At 68.8% G+C, this 21,488-nt stretch carries 20 protein-coding genes and 1 tRNA gene; 4 read left to right on the top strand and 17 right to left on the bottom strand.

Annotated elements, in window-relative coordinates:
• Positions 1-15: 15 nt before the first annotated feature.
• The 9 genes from BC358_RS12080 to BC358_RS12120 form a co-directional block, all read right to left on the bottom strand.
• The gene (locus BC358_RS12080) at positions 16-819 is read right to left on the bottom strand and encodes an amidohydrolase (protein ID WP_079366017.1); all 804 of its coding nucleotides are present in this window, start codon (positions 817-819) and stop codon (positions 16-18) included.
• A complete protein-coding gene (locus BC358_RS12085) occupies positions 816-1,823 on the bottom strand; it encodes a tripartite tricarboxylate transporter substrate binding protein (RefSeq protein ID WP_079366018.1) in 1,008 nt (335 codons plus the stop codon). Before BC358_RS12085 ends, BC358_RS12080 begins: the two co-directional genes overlap by 4 nt.
• Positions 1,824-1,833: 10 nt before the next feature.
• The gene (locus BC358_RS12090) at positions 1,834-2,574 is read right to left on the bottom strand and encodes a GntR family transcriptional regulator (protein ID WP_079366019.1); all 741 of its coding nucleotides are present in this window, start codon (positions 2,572-2,574) and stop codon (positions 1,834-1,836) included.
• Positions 2,575-2,679: 105 nt separating this feature from the next.
• A complete protein-coding gene (locus BC358_RS12095; RefSeq protein ID WP_079366020.1) occupies positions 2,680-3,864 on the bottom strand; it encodes a branched-chain amino acid ABC transporter substrate-binding protein in 1,185 nt (394 codons plus the stop codon).
• A gap of 212 nt (positions 3,865-4,076) precedes the next feature.
• A tRNA-Ala gene (locus BC358_RS12100) sits at positions 4,077-4,152 on the bottom strand.
• 36 nt (positions 4,153-4,188) lie between these two features.
• Positions 4,189-4,992, bottom strand: coding sequence for a flagellar motor protein MotB (locus BC358_RS12105; protein WP_079366021.1), 804 nt, complete (start codon positions 4,990-4,992; stop codon positions 4,189-4,191).
• Positions 4,993-4,995: 3 nt separating this feature from the next.
• A complete protein-coding gene (locus tag BC358_RS12110; RefSeq protein ID WP_066159106.1) occupies positions 4,996-5,796 on the bottom strand; it encodes a motility protein A in 801 nt (266 codons plus the stop codon).
• Positions 5,797-5,893: 97 nt separating this feature from the next.
• Positions 5,894-6,790 (bottom strand): NAD(P)-dependent oxidoreductase, encoded by an 897-nt coding sequence (locus BC358_RS12115; protein ID WP_079366022.1) that lies wholly within the window; start codon positions 6,788-6,790, stop codon positions 5,894-5,896.
• A gap of 61 nt (positions 6,791-6,851) precedes the next feature.
• Positions 6,852-7,565, bottom strand: coding sequence for a GntR family transcriptional regulator (locus BC358_RS12120; RefSeq protein ID WP_079366023.1), 714 nt, complete (start codon positions 7,563-7,565; stop codon positions 6,852-6,854).
• A gap of 96 nt (positions 7,566-7,661) precedes the next feature.
• Between BC358_RS12120 and BC358_RS12125 the strand changes: the two genes are divergently transcribed.
• Positions 7,662-8,555: an alpha/beta hydrolase gene (locus BC358_RS12125; protein ID WP_079366024.1), complete on the top strand. Its 894-nt coding sequence runs from the start codon at positions 7,662-7,664 to the stop codon at positions 8,553-8,555.
• Here BC358_RS12125 and BC358_RS12130 read toward each other — a convergent pair.
• Positions 8,548-9,525 (bottom strand): GMP reductase, encoded by a 978-nt coding sequence (locus BC358_RS12130; RefSeq protein ID WP_079366025.1) that lies wholly within the window; start codon positions 9,523-9,525, stop codon positions 8,548-8,550. The two genes, BC358_RS12125 and BC358_RS12130, sit on opposite strands and share 8 nt — an antisense overlap.
• Before the next feature lie 216 nt (positions 9,526-9,741).
• On the opposite strand from BC358_RS12130, the gene BC358_RS12135 reads away from it, so the two are divergent.
• Positions 9,742-12,153, top strand: coding sequence for a UvrD-helicase domain-containing protein (locus BC358_RS12135; protein WP_079366026.1), 2,412 nt, complete (start codon positions 9,742-9,744; stop codon positions 12,151-12,153).
• Positions 12,154-12,257: 104 nt separating this feature from the next.
• Here the strand turns inward: BC358_RS12135 and BC358_RS12140 are convergent, their stop codons facing one another.
• The 4 genes from BC358_RS12140 to BC358_RS12155 form a co-directional block, all read right to left on the bottom strand.
• On the bottom strand, positions 12,258-13,238 hold the full coding sequence (locus tag BC358_RS12140; protein WP_179130067.1) for a porin: 981 nt from the start codon (positions 13,236-13,238) through the stop codon (positions 12,258-12,260).
• Between the two features lie 163 nt (positions 13,239-13,401).
• Entirely contained in the window at positions 13,402-15,639 is a 2,238-nt protein-coding gene (locus tag BC358_RS12145) for an esterase-like activity of phytase family protein (protein WP_143434283.1), read from the bottom strand.
• 53 nt (positions 15,640-15,692) lie between these two features.
• Positions 15,693-16,457: an alpha/beta fold hydrolase gene (locus BC358_RS12150; RefSeq protein ID WP_179130068.1), complete on the bottom strand. Its 765-nt coding sequence runs from the start codon at positions 16,455-16,457 to the stop codon at positions 15,693-15,695.
• Positions 16,458-16,470: 13 nt separating this feature from the next.
• Positions 16,471-17,487: a M14 family zinc carboxypeptidase gene (locus tag BC358_RS12155; RefSeq protein WP_079366030.1), complete on the bottom strand. Its 1,017-nt coding sequence runs from the start codon at positions 17,485-17,487 to the stop codon at positions 16,471-16,473.
• A gap of 68 nt (positions 17,488-17,555) precedes the next feature.
• On the opposite strand from BC358_RS12155, the gene BC358_RS12160 reads away from it, so the two are divergent.
• The gene (locus BC358_RS12160) at positions 17,556-17,735 is read left to right on the top strand and encodes a hypothetical protein (RefSeq protein WP_079366031.1); all 180 of its coding nucleotides are present in this window, start codon (positions 17,556-17,558) and stop codon (positions 17,733-17,735) included.
• An 11-nt stretch (positions 17,736-17,746) separates the two neighbouring features.
• Here the strand turns inward: BC358_RS12160 and BC358_RS12165 are convergent, their stop codons facing one another.
• Together BC358_RS12165 and asd are read right to left on the bottom strand one after the other, a co-directional pair.
• Positions 17,747-18,043: a hypothetical protein gene (locus BC358_RS12165; protein WP_066159077.1), complete on the bottom strand. Its 297-nt coding sequence runs from the start codon at positions 18,041-18,043 to the stop codon at positions 17,747-17,749.
• 119 nt (positions 18,044-18,162) lie between these two features.
• Positions 18,163-19,068, bottom strand: coding sequence for an archaetidylserine decarboxylase (gene asd, locus BC358_RS12170; protein WP_079366032.1), 906 nt, complete (start codon positions 19,066-19,068; stop codon positions 18,163-18,165).
• 59 nt (positions 19,069-19,127) lie between these two features.
• On the opposite strand from asd, the gene BC358_RS12175 reads away from it, so the two are divergent.
• Positions 19,128-20,789: an aminotransferase class III-fold pyridoxal phosphate-dependent enzyme gene (locus BC358_RS12175; protein ID WP_079366033.1), complete on the top strand. Its 1,662-nt coding sequence runs from the start codon at positions 19,128-19,130 to the stop codon at positions 20,787-20,789.
• A 29-nt stretch (positions 20,790-20,818) separates the two neighbouring features.
• Here the strand turns inward: BC358_RS12175 and BC358_RS12180 are convergent, their stop codons facing one another.
• Positions 20,819-21,421, bottom strand: coding sequence for a hypothetical protein (locus BC358_RS12180; RefSeq protein WP_079366034.1), 603 nt, complete (start codon positions 21,419-21,421; stop codon positions 20,819-20,821).
• Positions 21,422-21,488 lie beyond the last annotated feature (67 nt).

The raw sequence follows: 21,488 nt of genomic DNA on the forward strand, positions 1-21,488 counted from the left end.
GAGTCTCGCTGCGGATCAGGCGTAGAGCAAGGCGCCGGCCGCACGCACGCGGGCGGCGCTCGCCTCGCCCAGTGCCCGCACCACGGGCTGCCAGACGCTGTCGTAGTGCGGCAGGGCCTCGGGGGCGAAGGCGGTGTGTGGCCAGTCGGAGCCCCAGACCAGGCGCTCGCCCAGGGTCTGCGCCACGCGGCGGATGTGGTCATCCAGTGCGTCGTACGGCGCCTGTGCCTGCAGCCGGTACCAGCCCGAGAGCTTGACCCAGGCGCCCTGGTCGGCCAGTTGCTGCAGTGCCATCCACGCGGGGTCGTCTTCAGCGACGCCGGCGTGCAGGCCGGCCAGATGGTCGAGCACGGCGGTGAGGCCGCTGCCCGCGTGCAGCTCGGCGATGGTGTCGAGCTGGTCGTGCCGCGCGTACCACTGCACGTGCCAGCCGCGCGCCCTCAGCCGCGGGGCGAGCGCGCGGAAGGCCTCGGGCCCGTTGCCCACCGGCGAGACCAGGTTGAAGCGCATGCCGCGCACGCCGAGCGCGTGCATGGCGTCGAGCTCGGCGTCGGTCACGCTGGTGTCCACCACGGCCACGCCGCGGTGGCGGCCCGGTTCACGGGCCAGCGCGCGCAGGATCAGGGCGTTGTCGGTGCCGTAGACACTGGGCTGTACCAGCACGAGGTGCCCTATGCCCAGCGGGGCTGCGGTGTGCTCGATCTCGGTCAGGTCGCGCAGCACCGGCCGGTAGTGGCCGGCCTGCGCCGGGTGCGCGGGGTCGAACACGTGCACATGGCAGTCCCAGCCGGAGGGGATGGCGTTGTTGCTTGCGCTCATCCGGTGGTGATGTTGCGGTCCCTGATCACCTTGGCCCACAGCGCCTGCTGGGCCGCAATGAACTGACCGGCGCTCTGCTGGCTGGCGTCGGCGAACACGTCGCCGCCCAGCTGGCGGATGCGGCCCAGCACCTCGGCGTCGTCCAGCGCCTTGCGGATGCCGGCCACGAGCGTGGCCTTGGCGTCGGCCGGCAGACCGGCGGGCGCCAGGATGGGGTTCCACTCCAGCACCTCGTAGCCGCTGACGCCGGCCTCGGCCATGGTCGGCACATCGGGCAGCGACCGCGCGCGGAGCCGGCTGGTGACGGCCAGCGGGCGCAGCTTGCCGGCCTTGATGTGGCCGAGCGACGAGGCCACGTTGGCGAAGAACAGCGGCACCTGGCCGCCCATCACGTCGTTCATGGCCGGGCCGCCGCCGCGGTAAGCCACGTGGGTCAGGTCCACGCCCGCGCGCTGCTCGAACAGGGCACCGGCCAGGTGCTGGGCCGAACCGTTGCCGGAGGATGCGTAGTTCAGCGGTTTGGCCTTGGCCAGGCGGATCACGTCCTTCACGTCTTTCGCCTCGAAGCTCGGCGTGCACACCAGCACGTTGGGGAAGGTGGCCAGCACGGCCAGCGGCGTGAAGGCGGTGGCCGTGTCATAGGGAAGCCTGGGAAACAGCGAGGGGTTCACCGCGAAGGACGAGGCGTCGAGCAGCAGCACGCTGCCGTCGGCCGCGGCGCGGGCCACGTGACTCGCCGCCAGCTGGCCGCTGGCACCGGCCTTGTTCTCCACCACCACGGTCTGGCCCAGCGCGGCCTCCAGCTTGGGTGCAATGGTGCGGGCCATGAGGTCGGCGCCGCCACCGGGCGGGTAGGACACGACCAGGGTGATCGGCTTGCCGCCGGCGACCTTGCCTTGCGCGTGTGCGCCGATCCAGGGGGCGGCCAGAGCAGCGCCGGCCGAGGCGATGACGTGGCGGCGCGAGGGCATCCAGCCTTGAGCGGGCGGGTTCGGGTGGACCATGGTGTCTCCTTCAGGTGATGTTGACGGTGTAGTGGAAGGCGTGGGCGTCGCCGCGCGTGATGCGCAGCTCCACACAGCGGCCCGAGAGGTCGTAGGCCGAGCGCTGCACCTGCGCGCAGGGGTGGCCGGCGGGCAGACCCAGGTGGCGCGCCTGCGCGGCGCTGAGCTGGCCGAAGCCGATGTCGTCGAGCGCGCGGTGGATGTGCACCTGCAGCTTGCGCGCGAACATCGGGTAGAGCAGGTCGTCCCAGGTGGCCAGGTTGTCGTCGGCCAGCGGCTCGAAGAGGTCCAGCGGCAGCCAGAGTTCCTCGAACAGGCGCGGCTGCTCGGCCATGAGGCGCAGGCGGTGGACACGCAGCACCGGCTCGCCGGCGCCGATGCCCAGCGCACGCGAGACCATCGCTGGCGCGTTGACACGGCTGCGCTGCAGGATGCGGGAGACGGGCACCTCGCCGGTGCCGCTGTCGAAGCGGAAGAAGCGCAGCATGGACGCGCCGGCCAACCCCTGGCGCACGAAGGTGCCGCGGCCGTGGATGCGTTCGATGAAGCCCTGTTCCACCAACAGTTCCAGGGCGCGGCGCATGGTGCCCAGGGCCACGCCGTGTTCTTTGGCCAGCTGGCTTTCGGCGGGCAGGGCGGAGCCGGGCGACCACTCGCCCGCCACCACGCGGGCCCGCAGCGCCTGTGCCAGCGTGGCGTAGCGGCTGACGCCGGGTTCCGGGGATGTCACCAGTCGGAGGGAAGAGTTCATGGGTATGAACTCTAGTCCTCTATAGGACTTGGCGATAAAGGGAAAACCCTGATCAGGGTGGTGTGCGGGTGCCCGGGCCGTTGCCCGGCCACCCGCGGGGGACGGTCAGCGGATCACGGCGAGCTTCTCGCGCTGGCCTGCCTTGAAGGTGTAGAGGGTGAGTGCGGCGTTCTGGCGGTCGCCCTTGTCGTCGAACACCACCTTGCCGGACGCGCCCTGGTACTGGATGGCCTTGAGCGCGGGTAGGTACTGCTTCGGGTCGGCCGAACCGGCGGCCTGCATGGCGCTGGCCAGCAGCTTCACGCCGTCGTAGGCGTAGCCGGCGTAGGCCTGCACGTCCACACCGTACTTGGCCTTGAAGTCGGCGCGGAACTTGTCGTTGGCTGCGACTTCATCCCCGTCCACGCCACCGGCCTCCACGCAGTACACCTGACCGTCGCCCAGGGCCTCGGCCGAGAGGGTGATCATCTCGGCGGTGCACAGGCCGTCGCCGCCCACCAGCTTGGAGGTGTAGCCCAGCGTCTTCATCTGGCGCAGCATCGGGCCGCCCACGGCGTCCATGCCACCGAAGAAGATGACGTCCGGCTTCTTGTCCTTGAGCGAGGTGAGGATGGCGTTGAAGTCGGTGGCCTTGTCGTTGGTGTATTCGCGGCCCACCACCTCGGCGCCGGCGGCCTTGGCGGCCTTCTCGAACTCGTCGGCCAGGCCCTGGCCATAGGCGGTGCGGTCATCGATGACGGCGACGGTCCTGGCTTTCAGGCCCTGCACCGTGTAGCGACCCATGGCACCGCCTTGCTGGGTGTCGTCGGCCACCAGACGGAACGCGCCGGGAAAGCCCTGGCGGGTGAACTTGGGGTTGGTGGACGAGGGCGTGATCTGCGGAATGCCGGCCTCGTGGTAGATGAGCGAGGCCGGCAGCGTGGCGCCGGAGGTGAGGTGACCGACCACGCCATTGACGTTGGTGTCGACCAGCTTCTGCGCGGCCGCGGTGGCCTGCTTGGGATCGGCGGCGTCGTCTTCGGCCAGCAGTTCGAAGCGGGCGGTCTGGTTGCCGATCTTCACGCCCGCGGCGTTGAGTTCTTCGATGGCCAGGCGGGCGCCGTTTTCGTTGTCCTTGCCCAGATGGGCCACCGCGCCACTGGTGGCGCCCACATGGCCGATCCGGACCACCAGCTCGCCCGCAGCGGGTGCGGTGGCTTCAGCGGCCGGGGCAGCGGCCTCTTCTTTCTTGCCACAGGCGGCCAGCGCAACAGCGGCGGCCAACACGGCCAGTTTCAGTTCGGTGTTCATGGACAGGACTTCCTTTGGATGGGCAACAAAAAAGCACACATATGGTGTGTATGCATACTATTTTATCAGCCTTCGGGTTTTCACTGATTGGCGAGGTGTGTTTTTGCGGAAAGCGTGGCACCACGTGGCGGCCAGTCGAAGGCCACAGAAGGTCTGGGGCGCTGGCGGATGTGAGGCGGGACATCGGCCGTGGGCCGATCTTGGTGATGGTGTGGTGGAGACGAGGAGGATCGAACTCCCGACCTTCGCATTGCGAACGCGACGCTCTCCCAGCTGAGCTACGTCCCCACGAATTGATAAAAATTTTATCAAACCGGGACGGCTTCAGCGCGTCTTGCTGGCGGAAGTCGGTGCCCGCTCCATCGTCAGCTCCACGCGCCGGTTGTGCACCCGGTCGACCGGGTTGTCGCGCGAGCCCAGAGGCCGTGTGTCGGCGAAGCCGCTGGCCTGGACGCGTTGCGGCGCCACGCCCCGTTCGATCAGGTAGCGCGCCACAGCGGCGGCGCGTCCTGTGGACAGCTCCCAGTTGGAGGGGAAGCGCTCGGTCTGGATCGGGACACTGTCGGTGTGGCCTTCGACCACCAGGCGGAGGTTCGGATCGCTGTTGAGCAGGGGGATCAACCGGTCCAGCACGGGCTGGCCTTCTGCGGCCAGGTGGGCCGCGCCAGACTCGAACAGGATCTCGCTGCTGATCCGGAAGCGCACCGCGTCGTCCGTCATGATGATTTCCACGTCCGCACCCAGCTGGTCCAGCGGCAGGCCGTTGAGCGTCTTGGGCAGGGGAGGGGCGGCTGGCGCTGCCGGTGGCTCGGGCGAGGTCGGTGGCACCGCGGGCGGCACGATGCTGCCGCTGGGGTAGGGGGCTCCGGGCACCGGTCCACTGGCCTGTGTGGGCGCACTGTCTGCCTTGGCCTGCTGGCTGTCCTTGCCTTTGCCCGGGCCCGCGAAGGCGAGCAGCACCACCATCAGCACCAGGATCAGCGTGATCACGTCCAGGTAGGTGATGAGCCAGCCTTCTTCCTCCACCTCCACGCGGGAATCGACGTGCCAGCGCCGGTAGCGGCCGACCGCAGTCGATACGCGGGGCTGCCGTGCAGGGGAAGGGCCTGTCTGTGAAACGACGGCCATGGCTCAGCGGGTGGCCGGGCGTGCGGGGCGCCGACGGTCATCGATTTCGTCGTCGTACTGGGCGACAAAGGCCTTGAGCGTCTCGCGCATCAGCGAGGGGCTGCGGCCCACACACATCATCGAGATGCCTTCGAGCACCATGTTCATCAGCACCAGGCGCTGCTCGGTGCGGCGCTCCAGCTTCACAGCGATGGGCTTGAACACGAGGTTGGCCAGCAGCACGCCGTAGAAGGTGGTGACCAGGGCGATGGCCAGCTGGGAGCCGATGGCGCCCATGTCACCGCTGCCGACCAGGTCCATCAGGTTGATCAGGCCCAGCAGCGTGCCCAGCATGCCGAAGGCCGGCGCGTAGCTGGCCATGACGCGGAACAGCTGCGCCTCCGCCGCCTCGCGCTGGCGCAGGTGGGCGATGCGCCACTGCAGCAGGTCGATGATCTCTTCCTCGGGCGTGCGGTCGATCACCAGCTGCACGCCGGTGCGCAGGAAGGGGTTGGTCACGTGGGTCAGCGCCTTCTCCACCGCCTGCAGGTCGCCCTGCACCCAGAGCTTGGACAGGCCCACCAGCTCCTCGATGTCCTGTTTGGTGTTGAGCTTTTCCTCGCGCATCACCTGCGAGACCAGGTGGAACACGCGCAGCACCTCGCGCAGCGGGTAGCTCAGGAAAGTGGCCGCCAGCGTGCCGCCGAGCACGATGGCGATGCTTGGGGCGTCGATAAAGTTGCCCGGCTTGTCGGAGCCGAACAGCAGGATGACGGCCATCAGCGCCACGCTGGCCACCATGCCGATCAGGGTGGACGGGTTCACGCCAGGGGCTCCTTGGGATTGCGGTGCATACCCTGGAGATTCTCGGCAGGCCAGCGCCTGCGGACCGGGAGATAAGGGGGGGATTTCCCCTCCTGATTCAGTTCATCCCGTTGCGGCTGGCCAGCTCCATGAACAGGGCCGAGTGGTCCAGATCGGCCAGGCCGTGCTCGGCGGCCTGGGCGAACAACTGCTCGAACAGGTCGGTGATCGGTGCATCGAACCCGACTTCGCTGGCGGTGGTGAGCGCATTGCGCATGTCCTTGAGCTGCACCGTGACGGAGGCTCGCTTGGCGAAATCGCGCTCGACCATGCGCTGGCCGTGCACCTGCAGGATGCGGCTGTCGGCAAAGCCACCGCTGATGGCCTGCTTCACCTTGCCCATGTCGGCGCCACCCTTCTCGCACAGCAGCAGGGCCTCGGCCACGGCTCCGATGGTGATGCCGACGATCATCTGATTGGCCAGCTTGGCCAGTTGTCCCGAGCCGTGCGGGCCCACATGGGTGGCGCGGCCGAGCGAAGCAAAGACGGGCAGGGCGCGCTCGAAATCGGCCGGCTTGCCGCCCGCCATGATGGCCAGCGTGCCAGCCTCGGCACCCACCGTGCCGCCCGAGACCGGGGCGTCCAGGTGGTGAACGCCCAACGCGGCCAGGCGCGCGGCGTGGTCGCGTGCCTGGCGCGGCTGGATGGACGACATGTCGATCACCAGGCTGCCGGGGCGCAGGCCATCGGTCGTGCCCAGGCCGAACAGCACCTCTTCGACCACGCGGCCGTCTTCGAGCAGGCAGACCACGATGTCGGCCTGGGCCACGGCGTCGGCCGGGCGGTCGAACACCTGGGCGCCGAAAGGCAGCAGGCGCTCGGCCTTGGCGCGCGAGCGGTTCCAGGCGCTGATGCGGTGGCCGGCTTCGCACAGGCGGCGGGCCATGGGGAAGCCCATCATGCCGATGCCCAGCACGGCAATGGACAGGGGCGCGGTGGCGGATGCGGAGGTCATGAGTCCGGGGGAATAAAAAAAAGCGGTTTCCGGGAGTGTCCCGGAAACCGCTTGAAGTGGTTCAACGAACCACGGAGTTGTCGGGGCTGGGCGCGCTGGCAGCGGGGGCTGCCTGGGCACCCAGGTACAGGCTGGCCTGATGGCTGTGCTCGCGCATCAGGGCTTCGGCATGCTCCGCATCGCCCTGCGCCACGGCCTGTGCGATGGCGGTGTGTTCGTCCCAGACCGGGTCGCGCAGGCCATCGTGCTGCAGGGCCTCGCCCATGGCGCGGCGGATGTGGTGCCAGTGCAGCAGGGCACTCTGTTCGATCAGCGGGTTGGCCGAGGCCTGGTAGAGCGCGCGGTGAAAGGCCAGATCGGCGTCGATCATGGCCTTGATGTCGCCGGCTTCCACGGCCTGGCGGCCTTGTTCGATCAGCGCCGGATCGAGGTGCGCACGGCGCTCGGCGGCCAGCCGGGCGGCCAGGGTGTCCAGCGCGCCGCGCACCTCATACACCTGCGCGATCCAGGCCGGGTCCAGCGGCGCCACCTGCAGGCCGCGGCAGCGGCCGGCGTTGCCCGCCAGCGGCGCGTCTTGCACGAAACCGTCGCGCTTGAGCAGGCGCAGCGCCTGCATCACCGGCTGGCGCGAGACCGCCAGGCGCTCTGCCAGCTCTTCCTGCGTGATCCGTTGCCCGGGCGCCAGCGCGCCCGCGCTGATGGCGTCCAGCAGGGCGCGGTAGACCTGGTCGACCAGGTCGGGCGCGGTTTCGAGTTGCAGGAGCTGGGCAGTCATGGTGTGTATTCTGTACTCTGTATACAGAATACGTCAATTCGATCGCCAGCAGGCTGTCAATGGCCTGACGCTTCCCCCGTGACACAATTTCCAGCCATGAACACGCCCCTCCCACCCGACCCGGCCTGGCTCGATGCCCAGTACAACAACCGCGCCCTGGTACCCGACCATGCGCAGTACTTCGAGCGCTGGGCGCGTGATTCGAAGGCAGCGCGCGAACAGCTGGTCTGCCTGCCCGACCTGGCCTACGGGCACGGACCGGGCGAAACGCTGGACCTGTTCCCGGCGCAGCACCGCGACAGCGACCCGCTGGCGCCGGTGCTGGTGTTCATTCACGGTGGCTACTGGCGCAGCCTGGACAAGTCGGACCACAGCTTCCTGGCGCCGGCCTTCGTGAAGCGGGGCGCCTGCGTGGTGATTCCGAACTACGCGCTGTGCCCGGCGGTCACGATTCCAGACATCACGATGCAGATGGTGCAGGCCCTGGCCTGGACCTACCGCCACATCGCGGTGCACGGCGGCGACCCGCGCCGCATTTCCGTCGTCGGCCACTCGGCGGGCGGGCACCTGGCGGCGATGCTGCTGGCCTGCGAATGGTCGCGCTTTGCGCCCGATCTGCCCGAGGACCTGGTCTACAACGCGCTGTCGATCTCCGGCGTGTTCGACCTGGAGCCGCTGCGCCACACACCCTTCCTCAAGGACTCGCTGCGCCTGACGCCCGAACAGGTGCGCATGGCGAGCCCGGCCTGGCTGCCCAAGGCGCAGCCCGACACCGAGGAGGAGCGGGGGGTGCTGCTGAGCGTGGCCGGCGGCGACGAGAGCGCCGAGTTCCAGCGCCAGGCCCGCCTGATCCGCGAGACCTGGGGCGAGGCCGTGGTGCCGATCTGTGAGACCCTGCCGGGCCTCAACCATTTCAGCGTGCTGGACGCGCTGGTGCAGCCGCGCCACCGGCTGAACCACCTGGCGCGCCAGCTGCTGGACCTCACATGAACAGGTGCTCGCCGGCGTTCTCGCCGCCGAGGATCACGTAGTTCACTTTCTTCAGATCGGTCAGCTGCGTGCCGCCGGCGTAGCTGATCGAGCTCTGCACGTCTTCCTGCATCTCGCGCAGCGTGTCGGCCAGCTTGCCCTTGATGGGCTCGAGGATGCGCTTGCCCTCGACGTGCTTGTACTCTCCCTTGTTGAAGTCGCTGGCCGAGCCGTAGTACTCCTTGTAGAGCTTGCCGTCGACCTCGACCGTCTGGCCCGGTGACTCCTCGTGGCCGGCGAACAGCGAGCCGATCATCACCATGGTGGCGCCGAAGCGCACGCTTTTGGCAATGTCGCCGTGGTGGCGGATGCCGCCGTCCGCGATGATGGGTTTGGTCGCCACGCGTGCGCACCACTTGAGCGCGGAGAGTTGCCAACCGCCGGTGCCAAAGCCGGTCTTGAGCTTGGTGATGCAGACCTTGCCCGGGCCCACGCCCACCTTGGTGGCGTCCGCGCCCCAGTTCTCCAGGTCGATCACGGCTTCGGGCGTGGCCACGTTGCCGGCGATCACGAAGGCCTGCGGCAGCTTCTGCTTGATGTGCTCGATCATCTTGCGCACGCTTTCCGCGTGGCCGTGGGCGATGTCGATGGTGATGTAGTCGGCGCCCACGCCGTCGGCGGCCAGGCGGTCGATCACCTCGTAGTCCGGCGCCTTCACACCCGAGCTGATCGAGACGAACAGGCCCTTCTCGCGCATGCGCTTCGCATAGGCCACGTTGTCCAGGTCGAAGCGGTGCATCACGTAGAAGTAGCCGTTGGCGGCCAGCCACTCGCTGATGGACTCGTCCAGCACCGTCTTCATGTTGGCGGGCACCACCGGCAGCTTGAAGCGCCGGCCGCCGAACTCGATGGAGGGGTCGCATTCGCTGCGGCTTTCCACGCGGCATTTGCGCGGCAGCAGCAGGATGTTGTCGTAGTCGAAGATTTCCATGTGGGCCTTTCAGTCACCCCTTGGTGGGGTGGGTTGGTGAAAAGGCGCTTGGAACTGGCCGGTGCCTTGTTTCCGGAGCCGGAAAAAAGAAACCGGGCGCAATTGCTTGGGCCCGGTGATTGATTCTAGGCCGATGCCACCCGGCGTGGGTGGCGCCGTGCGCATATGAGGGCTATACGAAGGGCTGTATGGCGGGCCGCTTCCTACAATCCCCGGATGCTGTTTGAAGATCCCACCCCGCTGGTCGCGGGCCTGAACCCCGAGCAGGCGGCGGCCGTCACCCTGCCGCCCGAACACGCGCTCATCCTGGCCGGTGCCGGATCGGGCAAGACCCGGGTGCTGACCACCCGCATCGCCTGGCTGCTGCAGAGCGGTCAGGCGGGGCCGGGCGGCATCATGGCCGTGACCTTCACCAACAAGGCGGCCAAGGAAATGATGACCCGCCTGACCGCCATGCTGCCGGTGAATGTGCGCGGCATGTGGATCGGCACCTTCCACGGCCTGTGCAACCGCTTCCTGCGTGCGCACCACCAGGCGGCCGGTCTGCCGCAGACCTTCCAGATCCTGGACACGCAGGACCAGCTCTCGGCCATCAAGCGCCTGTGCAAGCAGCACAACGTGGACGACGAACGCTTTCCCCCGAAGCAACTGCAGTGGTTCATCAGCGGCTGCAAGGAAGATGGCCAGCGCCCGCGCGACGTGGTGGTGCGCGACGACGAGACGCGGCGCAAGGTCGAGATCTACCAGCTCTACGAAGAGCAGTGCCAGCGCGAAGGCGTGGTGGACTTTGGCGAGCTGATGCTGCGCAGCTACGAGGTGCTGCGCGACAACGACCCGATCCGCGTGCACTACCAGCGGCGTTTCAAGCACATCCTGATCGACGAGTTCCAGGACACCAACCGCCTGCAGTACGCCTGGATCAAGATGTTCTCCTCGCCGCCGCTCGAAGGCCTGCCGGCCTCGGGCAACGCCGTGTTCGCCGTGGGCGACGACGACCAGAGCATCTACGCCTTCCGCGGCGCGCGCGTGGGCAACATGGCCGATTTCGTGCGCGAGTTCCAGGTGAAGCACCAGATCAAGCTGGAGCAGAACTACCGCAGCGCCAGCAACATCCTCAACACCGCCAACGAGCTCATCAGCCACAACAGCCGCCGCCTGGGCAAGAACCTGCGCACCGACGCCGGTGCGGGCGAGCCGGTGCGCGTCTACGAATCGGTGAGCGACTTTGCCGAAGCGCAGTGGATGGTGGACGAGATGAAGCAGCTCGAACGCGAGGGCACGCCGCGCAGCGAAATGGCGGTGCTCTACCGCAGCAACGCGCAGAGCCGCGTGGTCGAGACGGCGCTCTTCAACGCCGCGATTCCCTACCGCGTCTATGGCGGGCTGCGCTTCTTCGAGCGCGCCGAGATCAAGCACGCGCTGGCCTACCTGCGCCTGTTGGAGAACCCGCACGACGACACCAGCTTCCTGCGCGTGGTGAACTTCCCGCCGCGCGGCATCGGCGCACGCAGCGTGGAGCAGCTGCAGGACGTGGCGCGCAGCAGCGGCTGTTCGCTGCACGACGCGGTGAGCGGCGTGACCGGCCGTGCTGGCACCGCCATCGCCAACTTCGTCGCTCTGCTGGACGTGATGCGCGAGAAGACGGAGGCCATGACTCTCAAGGAGATCATCGAGCTGGTGCTCGACAAGAGCGGCCTGATCGAACACTTCCGCAACGAGCGCGAAGGCGAGGACCGGGTGGAGAACCTGGAGGAACTGGTCAACGCTGCCGAAAGCTTCGTGATGCAGGAAGGCTTTGGCCGCGACGCGGTGGCTTTGCCGGTGGACGAGCACGGGTCTTCGTTGTCCCAAAGCCCGGTGAGCCAGGGCCTGGACCCGGATGCGCCGGTGCTGAACGAATCGCTGGCCCCCGATGCGGAAACCGGCGAGACGCTCAGCCCGCTGGCCGCCTTCCTCACCCACGCTGCGCTGGAGTCCGGCGACAACCAGGCCCAGGCCGGGCAGGACGCGGTGCAGCTGATGACGGTGCACGCCGCCAAGGGCCTGGAGTTCGACTGCGTGTTCATCACGGGCCTGGAAGAGGGCCTGTTCCCGCACGAGAACTCGATGAGCGACCGCGACGGGCTGGAGGAAGAGCGCCGCCTGATGTACGTGGCCATCACGCGTGCGCGCAAGCGCCTGTACCTGAGCCATTCGCAGACGCGCATGCTGCACGGCCAGACGCGCTACAACATGAAGAGCCGCTTCTTTGACGAGCTGCCCGAGGCCTGCCTGAAGTGGCTCACGCCGCCACAACCGGCCTGGGCCGCCGCGGCGCCGTCGGTGGGCGGGTGGCAGGGCGGGCGCCGGGGTCTGTACGCCACCGGCGGATCACCGGCCGCGAACCCGGCCTGGTCGCCGGGTTTCCTGTCCACCGGCAGCGGCACGCCGCCGCCCAAGGCCAGCGAACCCGACCGCGGTGTGGACATCCGCACCGGCCAGAAGGTGTTCCACAACAAGTTCGGTGAAGGCAAGGTGCTGGCGCTCGAAGGCGCCGGCGCCGATGCCCGGGCGCAGGTGAACTTCAGCCGCCACGGTGTCAAGTGGCTGGCGCTGTCGGTGGCCAAGCTCACCCCGGTCGACGAATGAAAAAATGCCACCGGCGTGTGACCGCCGGTGGCATCAAAACGTTGCGCAGACTCTGATTGCGGATTCGGAAGTTCCCCCTGCGCAACTTTCCCCGGAAACGGTGCTTAGAAGTCGTGACGCAGGCCCAGGGCGAACAGGCGGGTGTCGGCCGTCTTGCTGCCGGCGCCGTCCTTCACGTTGTGCGAGCGGAAGCCGCCGTACACCTTGGTGCGCTTGGACAGGGCGTAGGTGGCGCCGACGCCGAAGCCCGAGGACTTGGCGGCGGTGGAACCACCGATTTCAGTCTTGCTGGTGGCGAAGCCGAACGACAGGTTGACGTTGCCCATCGGCACGTTCAGGCCCACGGTCAGTTCGTTGTCGTCGCCCTTTTCGTCGTTGCCGCGGCGGGTGTTGTAGCCACCCGAGAGGCTCACGGCGCCCAGGTCGTAGGCGGCGGCGATCAGCATGTAGTCGTTGTCCTTGCCCTTTTCCTGCTGCAGGCCCAGGGCCACGTCCAGCGGGCCGGCCTTGTAGCCGATCTTGGCGCCCAGCATGTTGGCGTCCACCGTGGCGTCTTCGTCGAGTGCGTACTCGAGGCCGCCGTACACGCCGCCCAGCTTGGGCAGGGCGTAGGTGATCTTGTTGTTGAAGCGGCTGCTGTAGTCACCACCCGAGCCCCAGACGCCGTTGGAGGCGGGGGTGAAGGCGGAATCGAACACGTTGGAGCTCATCGCCAGGCCACGCACTTCGTCGTAGATGGTGGAGCTGCGGCCCAGCTTGACTTCACCGAAGCCACCTTCCAGTGCCACGGTCGACTCGCCCTTCCACATCGGGTCCTGCGAGGTGCCGTCGTCGGCGTTCAGGCGGTGTTCCAGCTTGAACTTGGCCTTGAGGCCGCCGCCGAGGTCTTCGGAGCCGCGGAAGCCCAGACGCGAGGTCGTCAGACCGCCGTCACCGCCGTTGAACAGTTTGGTCTGGCTGCCCTTGTCGAGTTCCTTGAGGCTGCCGACCGACAGGTCGACGCGGCCGTACACGGTGACGGAGGATTGGGCCATGGCGGCGCCGGAAGCGGCCAGCACGGCCAGAGCGATCAGGCTCTTCTTCATGATGTTTCCTTGTTGGATTCGTTGGAACGTGTGGGGCGGATGCCCACCTGATGCAAAAGACATTCAGGTGGTGCCATTGCAACCGGCGGGTATAAAAACTTCGTGACAGTGTGTCTCTGTTGCTACAAAACACGCAGCAGACAACGCTGTCACAGGGCTTTCATCAAGGCTTGCCAGCGTTGAACAGGCGGGTCCAGCCGGCACCGTCGTTGTCGTTCACCACCCAGAGCTCGCCCTGGAAGAGCACCATGCCTTCGGCCTTCTCGTGCAGCCAGTGGAAGTCCTGGCGCAGGTCCTTCACCAGGGTCTTCTGCAGCACCGCGCCCTCGACCACGTCGGCCGCGTTCACGCTGTAGACCCGCTTGACCTCGGCGTGGATGGCGCGGCCTTCACCGCCGCCCTTGTCGCGTTCGAGCAGCAGCAGACGGCCGTCCTGACCGCCGGGGCCGCCTTCCATGAGCTGGATTTCCGACAGCCCCATCCAGTAGGTCTTCGCGTCCTTGCTGTGCTGCTCCAGCGGGTAGAACGCGCTGGTCCAGGCCATGGTGGGCAGGTGCAGCTTGAGGATGGCCGCCTGCGGTTTGCCAAGGTCATAGCCACGCTGGATGGCCATGTACAGGGTCTGCCCGTCGGCGCTGGCGGTCACGCCCTCGTAGCCGGTGCTGGTCTTCGCATTCGCGAACTTCGCCTGTACGCTGGCGGGCGGCTTGATGCGCTGCTGCACCACGCCGGCCGCGTTCACCTTGATCAGCTCGTTGCCGTCGACCGTGGCGCCTTCGGAGGCGATCCAGAAACCATCGGCCACGCGGGCGATGCCCTCGGGGTCCACCTTCAGCGGCTGGCCCTGGTCGGTCAGCGGCACCACCTGGTCGATCACCACGCGGCCCCGCGCGGCCTCGGCCATGTTCAGGCGCCAGATGCGCGACTGTCCGAACGCGTTGTCCGGCACGGCGTAGAGGTGGCTGCCGTCGGTGGTGAGGCCCGAGAGCGCGCCCCAGGGCATGGAGCCATCGCGCGCGACGATCTGCGGTTCGCCCGCTGGCGCGCCCTGGGCGTGGAAGCGGTAGAGGTTGATCGAGCCGTCGCCTTCGTTGGCCGTCACCGCCAGCTGCTGGCCGTCGGCGCGGCGCGTGATGGTGGTGATGCCCTCGGGCGACATTCCGGTGGGCAGCAGCTGCACGAAGCGCGGCTGCTGCGGGTCGCTGACCTCGTGCACCTCCAGGAAGGCGCCGCGCTCCGAGCCCACCAGCAGGTACGGCCGGCCGCCGAAGCGGGCGCTGGTGATGCCCTCGATCTCCACGCCCTTGGCGGCCGAGCGGCTGTCGGGGTAGTGGCCGTGCAGCACCGCCTGCTGCTCGGTGCGCTCGCCGGTTTCGTACACCACGGCGCCGCGGGTGTTCATGAGCGTGAAGCCGCGGCCACCGGGCAGGCTGCCGTCCGCGCCCTTCTTGCCGTCGCCCTCGTTGGCCAGGGCGAACACGTCGTTGGACACCCAGGTGACGGCGTCGGGTTCGCGCCGGCCGCTGAAGCTGTCCTTGAAGCCGATCTCCTTGTCGCGCTGCAGGTCGGCGCTGCCCTTGCGTTCCACCGTGCCGGCGGAGAGCACGCGCAGCAGGCGGGCCTGGCGCGGGTGGCGCAGGTCGAGCAGGGCCACGGCGTTGTTCTCCTGCAGCGTCACGGCGGCGGTGCGGCCGTCCGGCGAGATGGACACGAACTCCGGCTGTGGGTCTTGCGGGTAGATCGCGCCGGGCAGGGACTTCAGCGCCTCCACCAGCTCGATGCTCTGCAGGCCGCTGGAGGTGGTCCCGTACAGGTCCTGCAGACCCACCACGTCGATGCGGCCGGGGCGCTTGCCGTCCAGCGTGGCGTCGCCCTTGGCGTCGGTCTCTTCGTCCTCGATGGCAACGATGGCACGCAGGGTCTTGCCGCGGCCGGCCAGGGCCAGCGAGTCGGGGCCGACGCCCACGGTGATGTCTTTCACATGCCGGACCGCTTGCGGGTTGCGCACGTCGTAGACGCGCAGGAAGCCGCGGCGCGCGTTGGCCACGTCGTCGTCCATGCGCATGGCCACCACGGCGTAGCGACCGTCGGGGCTGACCGCCACCGAGGTGGGCTCACCCACGCCGCCCAGGCGCACGTCCACGCGCGGCAGGTGGGCCGGGCGGGCCGGGTCGCGGATGTCCACCAGGCCCAGGGCGCCAGCGTCGGCGCTGGTGTAGAGCAGGGTCCGGCCGTCGGGGGTGGCGGTGATGATCTCGGCCACGCCGTCCACCGGCAGGTGGTGGACCATGGCGAAGCGGCCCGTGGGCGGGACGGCGAGGGCGGGTGTGGTGGTGGCGAATGCGGCGACGAAGGTGAGCGCGGATGCAAAGGCCGGCGCGGTCAGGCGGAACAAGGACATGGTGGCGATGGAAGGGATGGACACAAAGCGCCGCAGCCTAGGCGCTTCGTGTGTCATGGCCGTGACGACCGCCGCTCCACCCAGTCGCGCACCTGTTCGATCACCCACACGGGGTCGTCCAGTGCCAGGTCGTGCCCCGCGCCGGGGTGCCGCGCCAGCGGGCTGCCCCAGGCCCGCGCGAGCGCTTCCGAGCAACTGGTGCTGACCAGCCGGTCCCCTTGGCTGGTCAGCACCAGCACTGGCCGCTGCGGCGCCTGGGCGGGGGCCCGGAAGCGGGCCGCGGCCAGCAACTGCCGCAGCGCGTTGGCCGCCTGCACCGGGCGCTGCCGCCGCGCGGCGACCCAGGTGGCCAGCACCGCGTCGTCCACATCGGGGCGCGCGCTGGTCATGTGCCAGATCAGCCGCTCGGCGGTGTCCGGCGACGGGCGGCCGACCACCAGCCGCAACAGCGTCGGCAGGTTGTGCGGCCGCAGCCGCCGGTGCATCGGGCTGAAGGGCCGCATGCTGGTGTTGACCAGCACCGCCGACGCGATGTCCTGGGGCGCGCTGTGCAGCCACTCTGTGGCCACCATCCCACCCAGCGACAGGGCCAGCAGGTGCACCGGGCCGGTGAGGCCCAGGCGCTGGCACTGCGCCCGGCCGTCGGCCACCATGGCGGCCACCGTGCCCGGGCTGCGCTCGTGGCAGCGCAGGCCGTTGCCGGCCAGATCGATCAGGTGCACGCGGGCGCCGGGCAGGGCCGATGCGAAGCGCTGCGGGAAATCTCCCCAGTGCGCCGATTCGCGGGTCAGTCCGCGCAGGAACACCCAGTTGCTCATGGCTGCCATCCTTTCAGAACCAGTCGGCCAGCGCCTGGGCGTGGCCATCGGCGCGCTCGTGCGGCGCGGGTGTCCACTGCGCATGGCTGCCGGCGGCGCGCGCCAGGAAGTCCAGCAGCGCCAGGTGGCGCCGCAGCACACGCTGCTGCCGGTGGCCGATGAGCGGGTTGAAGATGCCCTTGCGCGAGAACAGCTGGCGCGGGTTCTTCTTGACCCACAGCCACGAGCCCATCTCCAGCGTCAGCGGCAAGAAGGTGCGCGCGGGGTCGGCGCAGGCCTGCAGGTAGAGGTGGTCCCAGAGGTCGCCGTGGGTCAGGTACTGGGCGCTCTGCGGTTCGATGATGTAGGGGTGGTGGTGGTGTGCCTGCTCGAAGATGGTCCTGAGCGCCCGCACCTCGGCCAGGTGGGGGATGGGCTTGCGCGTGTGGGCGAAGGGGAACCACAGCCGGTCGCTGATGCCGAAGCCCGAATGGCAGTCCAGCGCCAGCGAGAACGGGCGCGCCAGCAGCTCGGCCTGCACCACCTCGCACAGCGCCGCGCTCTCGGTTTCCAGCGGATCGCCCAGGCGGCCGCGGTACCAGGGCAGGCCGGCGCTCAGCCGCTGGCCGCCCATCAGCCAGGGCACCTTCTCGTGCGCCTCCACCGGGGCGTTGCGCATCAGATCCACACCGCGCGGGTTGGCTCGGGTCGCGGCCCACATGCCGCCGGGGTTCACGACGGGCATGAACACCAGCCGCACCTCCTCCAGCAGGCGGTGCAGCGAACGGTCCCAGCCCAGCCGGGTGACGATGTTCTGCAGGAAGGCGATCACCACTTCCGCGCCGATGCGCTCCAGCCCGTGCACGCCGCCGACGTAACCGACGCCCGGGCAGCACGGATCGGGGTTGCCCAGGGTGATGGCCCAGACCGGAAAGCGGGGTCCGCCGGGAATGGCGACATGGCGCACCGGCCGCGCCTGCAGGTGCTGGCCGCCCAGCTCGATCAGCCGTTCGAGCGTCTGCAACTCGGGCAGCGGGTGGGCGGTGCTCATGGGGGTTGACACAGGGTTGTCACAGACCGGCCCTACCGTGGGGGCCCGACCTGTGCAATGAAGAGAACATGACCGCCAGCTTCAGCGATCCTTCCCGCCGCCCCGCGCGTCCGACCCTGTTGTGCCGGTGCGTGCAGGCGGGGGTGGTGGTGTGTGGTCTGGCGGGTGGGCTGGTGGAGTTCCTGGCCTTGCAGCGCTGGCGCGTGCAGGTGCGCCAGCGCGGGGCGCCGCCGCCCTGGTGGCGCTAGCCCGGGCCGGTTCAGTCCGCCTTGGCCGTCGCCTCCCGGGCGGCCGGGGCGGCTGCGGCCTTCTCCATGTCGCCGAGCTGCACCGACAGGTCCAGCAGGCGCACCTTGCTCATGTAGTAGCGGTCCAGGCGCCATTCCTTGAGCAGGTCCAGCGCGAGTTCGAAGTTGTCGAAGTTGAGCTTGTAGAGGTCGTTGACCGGGTAGGCCGCCTCCGACTCAAGGGCGACGACCAGGGCCGACAGGATGCGCGCTTCACTGGACTCGGGCGCGTTTTCGATCAGCTTGCGGGCTTTCTTCAGGGCTTTCACATGAGGCCTTTCTTCCAACGTTGGTGGTTCGGTGCGGACGTGGCGTCAGACAACCGTTCAACCGAGCTTACCGGCCGGCCAGCGGCTTTTGATGACGGTTTTGTGAAAGAAAGCTGACGTCAGCTTGAACGCCGCCTGTCCTCGCGCACCAGCAACGGCTGCCCCATGCGCAGCGTCTGCCCGGTGGCCAGCCCCGGCGCCAGCACGTGCCCTGGCGGTGCAAACACCAGGATGGTCGAACCGTGCTCGAACCAGCCCAGCTCCTGGCCCTTGGTGCAGGGCGCGTCGCAGGGCAGCTCGTTGGGGCCGCGGTAGCGCAGGTTCAGCGGCACGTCCAGCGCGTGCAGGCGCATGCTCGCCACCAGGATCGCCGCCACCGGCACCAGCAGCAGGCGCGCGCCATCGGGCTGGCGCAGGTGCAGCACCGCGCGCTCGTTGCGGCAGAACAGGCGCTCCACGCGCTGCAGCGCGATCGGGTTCACGTTCCAGGTGTCCCCGCTGATGTAGGTGACGTGTTCGAGCCGCGCGTCGCAGGGTGCGTGGAAGCGGTGGTACATGCTGGACGTGAGCCGCAGGGTCACATAGCTGCCGCCCTGCAGTTCGCGACACAGCGCGGCGGTGTGGGCCGAGTCGCCCAGCAGCTCGGCCAGCTTGTACGGAAAGCCCTTGGCCTGGAACACCTGGGGCTCGCCGTCCACCGTCTCGATGCGGCCACAGGCACCGACGATGCCGTCGCTGGGGCTGGTGACCACCTCGGGGCGCGGGTCCACAGGGCGCGCACCCGGCCGCAGCTCGCGGACGAAGCAGTCGTGCAGGCTGGCGAAGCGCTGCTGTTTCGCGTCGCTCAGGTCCAGGTCGCTGAAGGCCTTCCAGACCGCCAGCGACAGATCGCGCACCCAGGGGTGGCGGATGCGGCTCCACCAGCCCATGGCGTGGGTGAGCGCGATGCGGGGCACGCGGTTGGTCAGCAGGAAGTTGAGGTCTTCGTGCTGCGCGATGCGGCGCAGGGTGGCAACGAGATTCATGGAGATGACACGCGGCTGAAATAGAAACAGGGCCGACGTCCCCACTGGAGCCCGTACCCATGTCCCTGTTGGAAATTGCCCTGCCGGCGGGTGCGCTCGCCCTCGCGGCGCCCCTGATCAAGCGCCGGATCGACCTCTCGCGCGCCAAGCACCGCTCCCTGGCCGGGCACTCGCGCATGGCCAAGCGGCTGGCACGCTGGCTGCCCGGGTACGCCTACGACGAAACCGGGTTCTTTGCCTGCGACGGCGCGCCGCCGGACGTGGTGGCGCGGCGTCGCGTTGCGTTCGCGGCACTCGCCGAGGGCCTGGCCAGCCGCCACCCGAAGACGCTGGCGATGACGGCGCAGGCCCGCGAAGGCCTGGCCGATCTGCAGTTCACCGGCCGCTACCGCGTGCCCTTCCAGTTCAGCCCCATCGTGAGCGAGCGGCTCAAGGTCGGCGCCTTCGTGCAGTCGGCCGACGGCGTGACGCTGACCGACCTGGACGGCTACCGCTTTCACGACCTCACCGGCTCCTACGGCGTCAACGTGTTCGGCGTGGACTTCTACAAGGCCTGCATGGCCGAAGGTGCGGCCCGCGTGCAGGACCTCGGGCTGGTGCTCGGCGCCTACCACCCCTGCGTGGCGGGCAACGTCCAGCGCCTGCGCGAGATCTCGGGCATGGACGAGGTCTCGTTCCACATGTCCGGCACCGAGGCCGTGATGCAGGCGGTTCGGCTGGCGCGCTTCCACACCCGCAAGCGCCACCTGGTGCGCTTCCCCGGCGCCTACCACGGTTGGTGGGAGGACGTGCAGCCCGGCCCCGGCAACCCGCTGCCACCGCGCGAGACCTACACCCTGGCCGACATGAGCGAACGCAGCCTGCGGGTGCTGCGCACGCGCCGCGACATCGCCTGCGTGCTGGTCAACCCGCTGCAGGCGCTGCACACCAACCGCGTGCCGCCCGCCGACTCCGCCCTGGTCGACAGTGGCCGGCAGGCCCACTTCGACCGCGCCGCCTACACCGCCTGGCTGCAGCGCCTGCGCGAGGTCTGCACCGAGCGCGGCATCGTGCTGATCTTCGACGAGGTGTTCCTCGGCTTCCGGCTCGCGCCGGGCGGCGCGCAGGAGTACTTCGGCGTTAAGGCCGACATGGTCACCTACGGCAAGACGCTGGCCGGAGGCTACCCGGTGGGCGTGGTCTGCGGCCGCCACGCGCTGATGCAGCGCTTCCGCGCCGACCGGCCGGCCGACCTCTGCCTGGCGCGCGGCACCTTCAACGCGCACCCGCAGGTGATGGGCGGCATGTCGGTGTTCCTGGAGCGCCTGCAGACCCCCGAGGTGCAGGCGGTGTACGACGGGCAGGACGAGCGCTGGAACGAGCGCGCCCGGCGCTTCAACGAGACCATGGAGCGCGAAGGCCTGCCGATGCGCGCCGCCAACCTGCACAGCATCTGGACCATCAACTACACCGAGCCCTCGCGCTACAACTGGATGCTGCAGTACCTGCTGCGCTGGCACGGCGTGGCGCTGAGCTGGGTGGGCACGGGCCGGCTGATCTTCAGCCTGAACTTCAGCGACCCCGACTTCGACGCCGTGCTGGAGAAGTTCGTGCGCGCCGGGCGCGACATGCGCGAGCAGGGCTGGTGGGCACCGGTGGCGGGGCAGAGCAACCGGGGCATCCGCCGCGGCATCCTGCGCGAGGTGATCGCCACCGCCCTGGGGCGCCGACCGGGCGCATGACGAGGAGGACCGCACGCCCTTGAACGGCGTCAGGCGCGGCCGTGCGCGGGGTCGTACAGCTCGCCGCGCAGCAGCTGCAGCGGGGCCCGGTGGTAGAGCTTGATGTCGTGGAACGGGTCGGTGAGGATCTTGGTCATCCACACCAGGCCGGTCTGCACGTCGCGGAGGAAGAACAGGTGCACCGTGCGGAACAGCAGCCCGGCCACGCCGAGCGCCAGCCAGGCGGCACCGACGTCGCGCACGTAGCCCGTCCAGTCGGTGTGCGGCTCGATCAGGCCCATCAGGTCGGGGCTGGCCAGCAGCGCCAGCGGCACCGCGGCCCAGATGGCGATCAGCACCACCTTGCGGCGCAGGTTGTAGCCCACCTTGATCTCCTCCTTGTATTCGTTGGTGACCTGGTTCACATGGTCGTAGCCCAGGGGTTCGAAGAAGAAGTGGCCGGACTGTCGCGTCGTCATCGATACCAGCCAGCCGATCAGCGCCGAGACCACCGGGTCGATGAACAGCCACCCGTAGGCCACCACGAAACTGACCGCGCTGATGAAGTGCAGCGTCTGGTTGATGCGGTTGTGGTGGTAGTAGCGGTGGTCGTCCCAGCGCTGGGTCTTCAGGGCGTCGAAAAACGCGGTCATGCGGGCTCCTGCAAGGGGTTTGGGGTGCGCGCATCGTGTCGCGCTTGCGTGAAATTGCGGTGACAAC

Source organism: Hydrogenophaga sp. H7 (assembly GCF_002025745.1).
Lineage (GTDB): Bacteria > Pseudomonadota > Gammaproteobacteria > Burkholderiales > Burkholderiaceae_C > Hydrogenophaga > Hydrogenophaga pseudoflava.